The sequence below is a fragment of the Variovorax sp. DAIF25 genome, from assembly GCF_050711835.1.
In the GTDB taxonomy this organism is placed as follows: Bacteria; Pseudomonadota; Gammaproteobacteria; order Burkholderiales; family Burkholderiaceae_C; genus Variovorax.
The window spans coordinates 4,077,561-4,088,775 of sequence record NZ_CP136636.1 but is presented as its reverse complement, the minus strand read 5'-3'; the positions used below and the strand labels follow the sequence as shown (position 1 = coordinate 4,088,775).

11 protein-coding genes are annotated in these 11,215 nt (G+C 70.7%); 6 read left to right on the top strand and 5 right to left on the bottom strand.

Features of this window, described 5'->3' with window-relative positions; genetic code table 11:
* Positions 1–2: 2 nt before the first annotated feature.
* Genes R0232_RS18950 through fabG form a run of 4 tightly spaced genes read left to right on the top strand, consistent with a single transcriptional unit; the run spans position 3 to position 2,786 of the window.
* A complete protein-coding gene (locus tag R0232_RS18950; RefSeq protein ID WP_431509063.1) occupies positions 3–824 on the top strand; it encodes a polysaccharide deacetylase family protein in 822 nt (273 codons plus the stop codon).
* Positions 821–1,585: a class I SAM-dependent methyltransferase gene (locus R0232_RS18945; RefSeq protein ID WP_431509062.1), complete on the top strand. Its 765-nt coding sequence runs from the start codon at positions 821–823 to the stop codon at positions 1,583–1,585. The genes R0232_RS18950 and R0232_RS18945 overlap by 4 nt, the downstream gene beginning before the upstream one ends.
* Positions 1,582–2,058: a hydroxymyristoyl-ACP dehydratase gene (locus R0232_RS18940; protein WP_208513679.1), complete on the top strand. Its 477-nt coding sequence runs from the start codon at positions 1,582–1,584 to the stop codon at positions 2,056–2,058. The genes R0232_RS18945 and R0232_RS18940 overlap by 4 nt, the downstream gene beginning before the upstream one ends.
* Positions 2,055–2,786, top strand: a complete 732-nt coding sequence (fabG, locus tag R0232_RS18935) for a 3-oxoacyl-ACP reductase FabG (RefSeq protein WP_296782834.1) — start codon at positions 2,055–2,057, stop codon at positions 2,784–2,786. Before R0232_RS18940 ends, fabG begins: the two co-directional genes overlap by 4 nt.
* Before the next feature lie 7 nt (positions 2,787–2,793).
* Here the strand turns inward: fabG and R0232_RS18930 are convergent, their stop codons facing one another.
* The 5 genes from R0232_RS18930 to R0232_RS18910 all read right to left on the bottom strand — a co-directional run bounded on the left by R0232_RS18930 (position 2,794) and on the right by R0232_RS18910 (position 6,385).
* Positions 2,794–3,486 (bottom strand): mobilization protein, encoded by a 693-nt coding sequence (locus tag R0232_RS18930; protein ID WP_093342156.1) that lies wholly within the window; start codon positions 3,484–3,486, stop codon positions 2,794–2,796.
* 49 nt (positions 3,487–3,535) lie between these two features.
* Positions 3,536–3,766 carry a hypothetical protein gene (locus R0232_RS18925; RefSeq protein ID WP_093342154.1) on the bottom strand — a complete coding sequence of 77 codons (231 nt, stop codon included), beginning with the start codon at positions 3,764–3,766 and terminating at the stop codon, positions 3,536–3,538.
* 120 nt (positions 3,767–3,886) lie between these two features.
* A complete protein-coding gene (locus R0232_RS18920; RefSeq protein WP_431509061.1) occupies positions 3,887–5,182 on the bottom strand; it encodes a type II toxin-antitoxin system HipA family toxin in 1,296 nt (431 codons plus the stop codon).
* Positions 5,179–5,535, bottom strand: coding sequence for a helix-turn-helix domain-containing protein (locus R0232_RS18915; protein WP_431509060.1), 357 nt, complete (start codon positions 5,533–5,535; stop codon positions 5,179–5,181). The genes R0232_RS18920 and R0232_RS18915 overlap by 4 nt, the downstream gene beginning before the upstream one ends.
* Before the next feature lie 91 nt (positions 5,536–5,626).
* On the bottom strand, positions 5,627–6,385 hold the full coding sequence (locus tag R0232_RS18910; RefSeq protein WP_431509059.1) for a hypothetical protein: 759 nt from the start codon (positions 6,383–6,385) through the stop codon (positions 5,627–5,629).
* A gap of 148 nt (positions 6,386–6,533) precedes the next feature.
* On the opposite strand from R0232_RS18910, the gene smc reads away from it, so the two are divergent.
* Together smc and R0232_RS18900 are read left to right on the top strand one after the other, a co-directional pair.
* Positions 6,534–10,049, top strand: coding sequence for a chromosome segregation protein SMC (smc, locus tag R0232_RS18905; protein WP_431509058.1), 3,516 nt, complete (start codon positions 6,534–6,536; stop codon positions 10,047–10,049).
* Positions 10,050–10,062: 13 nt separating this feature from the next.
* Entirely contained in the window at positions 10,063–11,160 is a 1,098-nt protein-coding gene (locus R0232_RS18900; protein ID WP_093342147.1) for a cell division protein ZipA C-terminal FtsZ-binding domain-containing protein, read from the top strand.
* Positions 11,161–11,215 lie beyond the last annotated feature (55 nt).

The following is an 11,215-nucleotide window of genomic DNA, read 5'->3' as shown; positions in this document are numbered from 1 at the left end:
CCATGTCGACCGCACCCGCCGTCCCCGAATCCTGGCCCTGGCCGCCGGCCATCCGCGCCAGCGCGGCCTGGCACGCGGCCGCCGTCGGCGCGGGCCTGCTGGTGCCGGGCGCCTGGCCCTGGGCCCTCGGGGCGATCGTGCTCAACCATGCGTTGATCACCGCGGCCGGCCTCACGCCGCGCAGCCGGCTGCTGGGTCCCAATGTCACGCGGCTGCCCGCGGCGGCCGTCGCGCGCCGCGAGGTGGCGATCACCATCGACGACGGCCCCGAACCCGCGGTGACGCCGCGCGTGCTCGACCTGCTCGATGCCCATGGCCAGCGCGCCACCTTCTTCTGCATCGCCGAGCGCGTGCAGGCCCAGCCGGCGCTGGCGCGCGAGATCGTGGCGCGCGGCCACAGCATCCAGAACCACACGGCGCGGCACCGGCACAACTTCTCTTTTCTCGGCCCGCGCGGCTTCGCCAGCGAGATCGCGCAAGCGCAGCAGATCCTGGGCGAGGTCACGGGCCAGCGCCCGAGCTGCTTTCGCGCGCCGGCCGGGCTGCGCAACCCCTTTCTGGAACCGGTGCTGCACCGGCTCGGCCTGTCGCTCGTGAGCTGGACCCGCCGCGGCTTCGACACCCGCGAGGGCGATGCGCAGCGCGTGCTGTCGCGCCTCACTCGGGGCCTGGCGGCCGGCGACATCCTGCTGCTGCACGACGGCAATGCCGCGCGCACCGCCCGTGGAGAACCCGTATTGCTGGAGGTACTGCCCTTGCTGCTCGAACGCCTGCGCGCCGATGGACTGCGCGCCGTGACCCTGCCCGAGGGGCTTCGGGAATGAGCGCCGTGCTCTCGACCGACGGCGCCTGGCGCGAGCTGCACGAGGCCGCGACCGATCCCTACAAAAAGGGCGGCAGCTTCGCCTGGCACTTCGCGCGCGGCAAGCTCGGGCGCGATCCGGTGTTCCGCGGCCTGCTCGAACGCGGGTTGATCGATGCGCAGCATCGGCGCGTGGTCGATATCGGCTGCGGCCAGGGCCTGTTCGCGAGCCTGCTGGCCTCGATGAGCCGGATGCAGCAGCAGGGTCGCTGGCCCGCGGGCTGGGGCGCCACGCCGAGCGCCGCCGAATACACCGGCATCGAGCTGATGCCCAAGGACGTGGCGCGCGCCGAGGCCTCGATCGGCCATCTCGAGCCTGCGCCGCGGCTGCTCTGCGCCGACATGTGCGCGGCCGAGCTGCCCGATTGCGACCTGGTCGTGATCCTCGACGTGCTGCACTACGTGGACCATGCCGCGCAGGAAGGCGTGCTGCGCCGCGTGCGCGATGCGCTGCGGCGCGGCGGCAGTCCCCGGGCGCGGCTGCTGCTGCGCGTGGGCGATGCTTCGAGCCGCCGCGGCTTCGCGATCAGCCAGTGGGTCGACCGCACCGTGACGCGCGTGCGCGGCCACAAGGTGTCGCCGACCTGGGGGCGTCCGCTGGCCGAGTGGAAGGCGCTGCTCGAGCGGCTGGGCTTCGGCGTGCAAAGCATTCCGATGAGCGAAGGCACGCCGTTCGCCAACGTGCTGCTGGTGGCCGACCTCGCCTCGGAGGGCGCGCGATGAGTTTCGTGCCGCAGACGCTCGAGCGCGACGGCATCGCGCAGCGCATACCGCACCGCGGCAGCATGTGCCTGCTCGAACGGCTCGAGGGCTGGGATGCCGAGACGATCCGCTGCAGCACCACCACCCACCGCCAGGCCGACAACCCGTTGCGCACGGCCAGCGGGCTGCTGGCGCCGAATGCCGTCGAGTACGCCGCGCAGGCGATGGCGCTGCATGGCGGGCTGCTGGCAAGCGAAGGCGACAGGCCCTCGGCCGGCTTCCTCGCGAGCACGCGCAGCGTGCGCACGACGGTGGCGCGGCTCGACGAGGTCGAGGGGCGCCTGCAGGTCGAGGCGCGGCGACTGTCGGGCGACGCCCAGCAGGTGATGTACGAGTTCTGGCTCAGGGACGGCGAAGGCCGTGCGCTGGCCGACGGCCGCGCGGTGGTGGTGCTGAACACGCCGCTGGCCCTGGACACCCCGAAGGAATCATGAGCCTCCAAGGAAAACGCGCCCTGATCACGGGCGCCAGCGGCGCGCTCGGCGCCGCCATGGCCGAGCGCTTCGCGCGCGACGGCGCGACCGTGCTGCTGCATGCGAACTCGCGCCCCGAGGCGGTCGAGCAGCTGGCCGCGAAGATCGCAGCGGCCGGCGGCAAGGCCGAATGCCACGTCTTCGACCTGCGCAGCGACGAGGCCTGCGCCGCCGCCTGCGCGCGCATGCTCGAGGCGGGGCCGGTGCAGGTGATCGTCAACAACGCGGGCGTGCACGACGACGCGGTGCTGCCGGGCATGCGCGCCGAGCAGTGGCACAAGGTGATCGACATCTCGCTCAACGGCTTCTTCCGCGTGACCCAGCCGCTCTTGCTGCCGATGCTGCGCACCCGCTGGGGACGCGTGCTCAACATCTCGTCGGTGGCGGCGCTGGTGGGCAACAAGGGCCAGGTGAACTACGCGGCGGCCAAGGGCGCGCTCAACAGCGCGACCAAGGCGCTGTCGCTCGAGGTGGCATCGCGCGGCGTGACGGTGAATGCGATCGCGCCCGGGATCATCGCCTCGCCGATGGCCGACGCGGCGTTCGACCCGGCGCTGATCCAGCAGATGGTGCCCGCCAAGCGCGCCGGCAAGCCCGAGGAGGTGGCGGCGCTGGCCGCCTTCCTCGCGAGCGACGAGGCGGCCTACATCACCGGGCAGGTGATCTCGGTCAATGGCGGGATGATCTAGCTGGCGCTCAGAGCGGCAGCGTGTCGAAGGCCGCGTAGGCGGTCGCGAGCCACGACTTCACGCGCTGGCGTTCGAGCAGCCCCAGCGCGTGCGGGCCTTCGCGGTCGTTCACGGCTTTCCAGAAGCTGGTGCTCTGCGCATCGATCTTGCGCATGCTGGCCTCGTGCAGGCGCGGCAGCGCGATCACGCGCGCGCCGTTCGCGGTGGCCTTGGACATCGACTGCGAACCGAGCAGGGTGCCGAAGTCGCTGCCGCGGCCGTAGTTCTGCACCACGATGTAGTTGGGCCGCTTGCCGAAGGTGTCGACCAGCGTGCCGAGCAGGTCGGAGGAGTCCTTGCCGTCGTCGAGCACGTGCCAGAAATTGACGGTGACGCCGATCTCGGCGAAGACGTCGAACAGGTCGGATTCCTTGATCCAGCGCGCCAGCGGTGCCAGCGTCTGCGCCGCGAGGTCGACGATCACGCTCTGCTGCGGATGGGTCTCGAAGCCGTTGACCACGGTGTCTAGCCCTTCGAAGCTGTCGACCACCACAGGCGAGGCGAAGCCTTCGTAGAAGCGGGTGAACGAGCTGTGCGAGCGGTCGGTGTCGAAGCCCGTGAAGGAGCGGCTGTGGTCGATGAAGTACTGGGCCAGGACCCGTGCCGTGACCGACTTGCCGACCCCGCCTTTTTCGCCGCCGATGAAATTGATGGAGCTCATGGTGTCGCTGGTAGATGTGGAAGATTCAGGGAGCCGGCGACAGTTTGCCTCAGCTTCTGGTGGCGGACTCCCGGCGCGAGGACGAATCGCCCGAATGGCCGTTGTCGACGTGGTCGTCGGGCTGGCCGTGCGGGGAGGGCGCCGCGAGGCTGCCGTCGCCGCCGATGTAGCGGCGCCTCGCGGCCGAGAAGGCGGCGCTGCCGGCACCGAGCAGGCCCAGGGCGGCGCAGGCCGCGCCCGCGTCGATCAACAACTCCAGAACCACGATACCGACTCGCATGCGCCAATTCCCGTCATGTTGCGTTGAACTATGTCACCTGGGCGGAAGCATCATCGCGGAAAGTTGTGCGCGTGTGTATCCCGTGCCTCGCGGCGATGCCGGCTCCGCCAGACCCGGGGCCTATTGGCCGCGCCGGGCCATTCCCTGCAGCAGGGGGTGGGATTGCAGGCGCTGCTGCAGCCGCGCCTTCCAGGGCGCGGGCAGGGTGGCGCCGTCGATCATCGCGGGCCACTGCTCGCGCGCGCGGCGCGCGGTGTCGCTGACCACGCGCCGCACCTGCGGCTCTTGCAGGCCGGCCGAGAAGCAGAAGGCGCGCACGTTGGCGGGGCTGAACAGGCCGCTGCGCCGTGGCGCGGCGTTGCCCGTGGCGGGGAGCAGCGGGAGCGCATGGCCCTCGACGCCCTGCAGCGCCGCATAGGCCACGATGTCGTAGGCCGGCGCGAAGCGCGGCGAGGCGCCATCGGGATAGAGCACGCCGAAGTTCTTCAGGTGCGCATCGGGGTTGCCGAGCAGCTCGTTGACTGCGAGCCGGCGCACCAGCTCGAGCACCGCCTCCTCGCCGAGCGAGGGAAAGGCCCGCATCGCGAGCGCCATGTCGAGGTAGCTGCCGCCGTACTTGTGCAGCGGGTCGAAGCCCAGCACCTGCGCGAAGTCCTCGAAGTGGATGCGGCGCGCGCCTTCGCGGTCGAAGCGCGTGACCGCGAGGAATTCGGGCTCGTCGGGCAGAGCGTAGCTGTGCTCGGCCGAGATTGCCGCAAGCGGCGCGAGTTCGGCATGGCAGACCTCGACACCCGCGGCGGCAGCCATCTGAAGCGAGAGCATCTCCAGCTGCGGCATGTGCGGCCGCCCGGCCACGGGCAGCTTGGCGATCACGCGCGTGCTGGCGCCGGCGCGGGTGCGCGCCACGTAGCGTCCGCCCTGGCGGCGCAGGCCCAGCTTCGGCTGCACGCCCGACACCGAGATGCCCTGCGGCATCGGCAGCTCCACCACCGACATCTCGAGCGCGTCCTGGTCCTGCGTGATGAGCCGCTGCAAGGTGGCGCGGTCCACCGACACCGGGCGCGCGCTCACCGCGCCCGGCAGGTCGCCGCCGCAGGCCGCGAGCAACTCGAAATGGTCGTTCTCGCGGCAGCCGCGCAACTGCGCGATGTGGCTGCGCAGCACGCCCTCGGGCAGCAGGTTCTGGAAGAAACGCGGCAATTGGCCGCCCTGGGCGTTGAACAGCGGATTCTTGATGTCGCTCCAGAGGGCCGCCTGCGAGGCGGCATCGTTCGCCACCATCGACAGCGACAGCACCTCGGCCGGCGGCGCCGCGACGATCTCGGGCTCGGCCACGAAGCGGCACAGGTCGGCGTACTGGAACAGCTTGCCGAAGCGGCGCGCGCCGAGCGCGATCTCGAGGATCTTGACGTTCATGGCGAGCGCCTGCGCGCGCCGCGGCGGGCCGGAGTTTCGCGCAGGTAGGGCGGCGGCTCGGGCGGCAGCGCCAGGGCGGCCACCGCGGTACCCACGCGCGTGGGCACGGGGCGATAGCCGGCATCGGTGTCGAGCGCGGCGCTGGCGCCGAAGCCCTTGGGCACCAGTTGCAGCTCGAGCCCCAGCGCATCGACCAGTGCGAGCAGCGAGGACATCTGCGGATTGCCCTGCGGGCCGAGCGCGTTGCGCACCGACCGCTCGGTCAGGCCCGAGCGCTGCGCGATCTCGGCCCCGGAGAGGCCGGAGGCCTCGCGGCGAGCGATCAGCGCGGCGATCAGTTCCTGCTTGGTCATGGAAAGATATTACCGTAAATGGTCAATTCGGAAATATGTTTCCCAAGGCCTCCCTGGGCTGCGGCGACGGTGGCGTGCCGCCCGCCCGGATTCAGCGCGGCACCAGCGTGAAGAAAGGCATCACCACGCCCATCACCCAGTTCTGCCCGAAATCGAGCGCCGCACGCCGGTACTTCTCGTCGGCCTGGGCCGCCAGCAGGTCGAGCCGCGCGACCACCTTCGACAGCTCGCGGTCGGCCACGAGGTTGCGGCCGCGTTCGCTGATCTCGGTGGCCAGCAGCAGCGGCTGGCCGTCGGAGCCGGTCTTGGAGGCGATCAGCCACAACGAGATCTCGAAGTTGCGCGCGGCCCGGTAGCTGTTCTCGGCATTGATGCCGTCGATCATGCTCTGCTCCCAGGTGTCGCCATTGGCCTGCTTGAGCATCGAGGCCCAGCCCACCACCAGCGCGGCCACGCGGTCGCCCTGGTAGCCCTGCGGCCCGGTGTCGAAGGCCAGGCGGATCGCCTCGATGCCGGTGGCGCCGCGCAGCTCGGGCAGGTCGGGGCCCTGCGTCACGGCGGCCCAGGCGCGCTGGCTGGCGGCGTCCATGCTGGCGGCCGACTTGCGCCATTCGCGCGGATTGCGCCGGTAGAGCGTGGTCTGCACGCGCCGTATCGATTCGAGGTTGTCGCGCAGCGAGAGGTTGGCGATGCGGTTGGCGCTCGACTGCAGCCATTCCTGGTTGGCGTAGGGCTCGGCGCGCTGGGTGTTCTGGAACGCGCCGCAGCCGCCGAGCCCGAGCAGGGCACCGGTGCCCGCCAGCAGCCAGGCGCGGCGGTCTTTCAGGGGAGAAACCGAGGATTCGCTCATGCCCTGACGTTATCATCCACGGCTGGGGCGGCGGCCTGCTTCAAGCGGCGGGCCCGTGCAATTTTCCTTACAAATCAATACCTTGGCGTTAATTGTTGAGCCGCCTTCCAGGGCGGGGACACACTGACCCAGGACAGGCCGACAAGTCGTGCGTCTCAATTCCATCAAGCTCTCGGGCTTCAAGTCGTTCGCCGAACCCACCAACTTCCTGCTGCCGGGCCAACTGGTCGGCGTGGTCGGGCCCAACGGTTGCGGCAAGTCGAACATCATGGATGCGGTGCGCTGGGTGCTTGGCGAATCGCGCGCCTCCGAGCTGCGCGGCGAGTCGATGCAGGACGTGATCTTCAACGGCACGACCACCCGCAAGCAGGCCAGCCGTTCGAGCGTCGAACTGGTGTTCGACAACGCCGACCACCGCGCTGGCGGCCAGTGGAACCAGTTCGGCGAAATCGCGGTGCGGCGCGTGCTCACGCGCGACGGCACCAGCAGCTACTTCATCAACAACCAGCCGGTGCGCCGGCGCGACGTGCAGGACGTGTTCCTCGGCACCGGCCTCGGCCCGCGCGCCTACGCCATCATCGGCCAGGGCACGATCAGCCGGATCATCGAATCGAAGCCCGAGGAACTGCGTCTGTTCCTCGAGGAAGCCGCGGGCGTCTCGAAGTACAAGGAACGCCGCCGCGAGACCGAGAACCGCCTGGGCGACACGCGCGAGAACCTGACCCGGGTCGAGGACATCCTGCGCGAGCTCAACGCCAACCTCGAGAAGCTCGAGAAGCAGGCCGAGGTGGCCGCGCGCTACAACGCGCTGCAGGGCGACGCCACCAGGAAGCAGCACCAGCTGTGGTTCCTCAAGCGCGCCGAGAGCGAGAGCGACAAGGCGCGCATCAAGGCCGAATCCGAGAAGGCGATCAACGACCTCGAGTCGCGCACCGCCGACCTGCGCCACATCGAGAACGAACTCGAAACCGTGCGCCAGGCCCACTACGGCGCCGGCGACCTGGTCAACCAGGCCCAGGGCAAGCTCTACGAAGCCAGCGCCGAGGTCGGTCGGCTCGAGGGCGAGATCCGCTTCGTGGTCGAGGGCCGCCAGCGCGTGGAACAGCGGCTGGTGCAGTTGCGCGAGCAGATCGCGCAATGGGACAACCGCCGCGTCGAGGCCGAGGCCGAGATCGAGACGCTGGCCGGCCAGGGCATCGACGCCGAGGAGCAGGCCGTGCTGCTGGCGGCCCAGCTCGAGGAGCACGACGCGCGCATGCCCGAGCTCGAGGAAGCGCAGCAGCGGGCGCAGGACCAGGCCAACGCGCAGCGCACGGCCGTCGTGCAGGTGCAGCAGCAGATCCAGGTGCTGGCCGCCGACCAGCGCAACATCGAGGAGCAGTCGCGCCAGCTCAACCAGCGCAGCGAGCGGCTGCGCGCCGACCAGAAGGCGCTGGCCGCGCCCGACGAGGCGAAGCTGGTGGCGATGCAGGAGCAGCTCGAGGCCGCGCAGGAAGCGGCCAGCGAGGCCGATGCGCGGTTGCAGGACCTGCAGGAAGCGGTGCCGCGGCTCGACGACGACCGCCGCGCGCGCCAGCAGGCGGTGAACAGCGAGGGGGCGCGCCATGCCGAGTTGTCGGCGCGCCTCGAGGCGCTGCGCGCGCTGCAGGAGAAGGTCAAGACCGACGGCAAGCTCGCCCCCTGGCTCGTCAAGCACGGGCTCGACGGCCTGCAGGGCCTGTGGAGCCGCATCCACATCGAACAAGGCTGGGAGAACGCGCTCGAGTCCGCGCTGCGCGAGCGCCTGGGCGCGCTCGAGGTCAGCCGCCTCGACATGGTCCGCGCCTTCGCCAACGACGCGCCGCCGGCCAAGCTGGCCTTCTACAACCCGCCGGTCGCCGGCGTGCCCGAAGGCGCCGCCAATCTGCCGCGGTTGTCGAGCCTGCTGCGCCTCAACGACGCGGGCCAGCAGGCGCTGCTGGCCGACTGGCTGCATGGCTGCTACACCGCCGCGAGCTTCGAAGAGGCGCTGGCCCAGCGCGGCACGCTGCAGCCCGGCGAGACGATCTACGTGCAGAGCGGCCATGCCGTGAGTTCGCACGGCGTCAACTTCTACGCCCCCGATTCCGAGCAGGCCGGCCTGCTGGCGCGCCAGCAGGAAATGGAGAACCTCGACCGCCAGCTGCGCGCCCAGGCGCTGATCAGCGAAGACGCGCGTGCCGCGCTGGTGCGCGCCGAGGCCGCCTACGCCGACGCCGCGCAGCGGCTGGTATCGGCACGCCGCGAAGCCGCCGACACGCAGTCGCGCGCGCACGAGCTGCAGGTCGAGACCCTGCGCCTCACGCAGCTGGCCGAACAGACCCGCGCGCGCAGCGAGCAGCTCGCGGCCGACCTCGGCGAGGTCGACGCCCAGCTCGAGGAGCTGCAGGAGCGCCGCATCGCCGCCGAGGGCCGCTTCGAGGAGCTCGACATGCAATTGGCCGACAGCCAGGAGCGCCATGCCGAGCTCGACGAACGCGTGATCGAGGCCGGGCGCGCGCTGACCGCCAGCCGCGAGCAGCATCGCAGCCTGGAGCGCCAGGCGCAGGAAGCCACCTTCGCGCAGCGCACGCTCGACGCGCGCCGTGGCGAGCTCAACCGCTCGATCGAGACCGCGTCGCAGCAGACTGTGGCGCTGACCGACGAGGACGAACGCGCCCGCGGCGAACTGAGCCGGCTGTCGGATGCCGCCGCCCAGGCCGGGTTGCAGGATGCGCTGTCGCTCAAGCTCGAACGCGAGACCGCGCTGGGCGCGGCGCGCAGCCAGTACGACGACCTCACGCTGAAGCTGCGCGCCAGCGACGAGCGCCGGCTGCAGCTCGAGCGCGAACTCGATCCGCTGCGCCAGCGCATCACCGAATTCCAGCTCAAGGAGCAGGCCTCGCGCCTGGGCTTCGAGCAGTACGAACAGCTGCTGGCCGATGCCGGTGCCGACCTCGAGGCCATCGCGCTCTCGATCGAGACCGACAAGGTGCGGCTGACCGGCCTGCAGGGCGAGATCGACCGCCTGAACCGCGAGGTGGTGGCGCTCGGCGCGGTCAACCTCGCGGCGCTCGACGAGCTCGCGGTGGCGAGCGAGCGCAAGGTCTTCCTCGATGCCCAGTCGGCCGACCTCAACGAGGCGATCACCACGCTCGAGGACGCCATCCGCAAGATCGACGCCGAAACGCGCGACCTGCTCGGCGGCACCTTCAAGACCGTGAACGAGCACTTCAGCCGCATGTTCCCCGAGCTGTTCGGCGGCGGCAACGCCAAGCTGATGATGACCGGCGACGAGATCCTCGACTCCGGCGTGCAGGTGATGGCGCAGCCGCCGGGCAAGAAGAACCAGACCATCCACCTGCTGTCGGGCGGCGAGAAGGCGCTGACCGCGATCGCGCTGGTGTTCGCGATCTTCCAGCTCAATCCCGCGCCTTTCTGCCTGCTGGACGAAGTGGATGCGCCGCTGGACGACGCCAACACCGAGCGCTACGCCAAACTCGTGACCGCCATGAGCCGCGAAACCCAGTTCCTCTTCATCAGCCACAACAAGATCGCCATGGAAATGGCCGAGCAACTGATCGGCGTGACGATGCAGGAGCAGGGCGTGTCGCGCATCGTCGCGGTCGACATGGAAGCGGCGGCCTCGATGGTCGAGGCAGCCTGAGGCGCGCGCACCCATGAGCAATCTCACGCTTGCCCTGGCCATCCTCGGTGGCCTCGTCCTCGCGGCCGTGATCGGCTATGACGCCCTGCGCTCGCGCCGCAACGCACCGCGCCAGCCCGATGCGGCCGATGGCGAACCGGCCGATGCGCAGCGCGCACCGTCCGAAGACGGCTACGAGCCGGTGATGCACATCGATCCGCGCCAGGTGCCGACGCACGACCGGCACGAACCGCTGTTCGATCCCGACCTGCCGGCTCCCGGCACGCTACCGGTGCCAACGGGCGAGCGGCGCGGCGGGCTCGATCCGCTGATCGACGTGATCGCGCCGATCTCGCTCGACGGCCTGGCCTCGGGCGATGCCGCGATCGCCGCCATGCCGCCGACGCGCCGCGCGGGCAGCAAGCCGGTCGCCATCGAGGGCCTGAACGAGCATTCGCGGCAATGGGAACCGCCCGTGCCGGGACAGCGCTACGGTGCGTTCCAGGTCGGCGTGCAACTGGCCAACCGCACCGGCGCGCTCAACGAGATCGAGTATTCCGAGTTCGTGGTGAAGGCCCAGGCCTTCGCCGACACGGTGAACGGCGCGCCCGAATTTCCCGAGATGCTCGACGAGGTGGCGCGCGCCCGCGAGCTCGACCAGTTCGCCAGCGCGCACGATGCGCAGCTGGGCTTCGTGCTGCGCGCGCTGCATGCGGCCTGGAGCCCGGGCTACGTGCAGCAGAACGCCGCGCGGCTGGGCTTCGTGGCCGGCATCATCCCGGGCCGCATGGTGCTGCCGACCAGCGAATTGGGCCTGCCGCCGATCCTGGGCCTGGCCTTCGACACCCAGGCCGCGCTGGCCGACGACCCGGCGCAGTCGGCGATCCGCGAACTGAGCCTGAGCCTCGACGTGCCCCAGGTCGACCGCGGCGAACAGCCCTTCACGCGCATGCGCGAGATCGCCGCCACGCTGGCGCGCGAGATGGACGGCGTGGTGACCGACAGCGACGGCCAGCTGCTGCGCGACGAGACCATGGACGCCATCGGCGCCGACCTCGAGCAGCTCTACGACACGCTCGATGCGCGCGACCTCGCGGCGGGCTCGCCGCTGGCGCGCCGGCTGTTCAGCTAAGCCGCTCCCACCATGCACAAGGCCGCCCAGCCCGCCACGAAGCGGTCGGGCGGCC

Bases quoted from the DNA above. Each gene is read 5' to 3' on its own strand.
- R0232_RS18910 (WP_431509059.1), bottom strand. From the start codon at position 6,385: ATGAGCGAATCCTCGGTTTCTCCCCTGAAAGACCGCCGCGCCTGGCTG.
- fabG (WP_296782834.1), top strand. From the start codon at position 2,055: ATGAGCCTCCAAGGAAAACGCGCCCTGATCACGGGCGCCAGCGGCGCG.
- R0232_RS18945 (WP_431509062.1), top strand. From the start codon at position 821: ATGAGCGCCGTGCTCTCGACCGACGGCGCCTGGCGCGAGCTGCACGAG.
- R0232_RS18930 (WP_093342156.1), bottom strand. From the start codon at position 3,486: ATGAGCTCCATCAATTTCATCGGCGGCGAAAAAGGCGGGGTCGGCAAG.
- R0232_RS18900 (WP_093342147.1), top strand. From the start codon at position 10,063: ATGAGCAATCTCACGCTTGCCCTGGCCATCCTCGGTGGCCTCGTCCTC.
- R0232_RS18920 (WP_431509061.1), bottom strand. From the start codon at position 5,182: ATGAACGTCAAGATCCTCGAGATCGCGCTCGGCGCGCGCCGCTTCGGC.
- R0232_RS18950 (WP_431509063.1), top strand. From the start codon at position 3: ATGTCGACCGCACCCGCCGTCCCCGAATCCTGGCCCTGGCCGCCGGCC.
- R0232_RS18940 (WP_208513679.1), top strand. From the start codon at position 1,582: ATGAGTTTCGTGCCGCAGACGCTCGAGCGCGACGGCATCGCGCAGCGC.
- R0232_RS18925 (WP_093342154.1), bottom strand. From the start codon at position 3,766: ATGCGAGTCGGTATCGTGGTTCTGGAGTTGTTGATCGACGCGGGCGCG.
- R0232_RS18915 (WP_431509060.1), bottom strand. From the start codon at position 5,535: ATGACCAAGCAGGAACTGATCGCCGCGCTGATCGCTCGCCGCGAGGCC.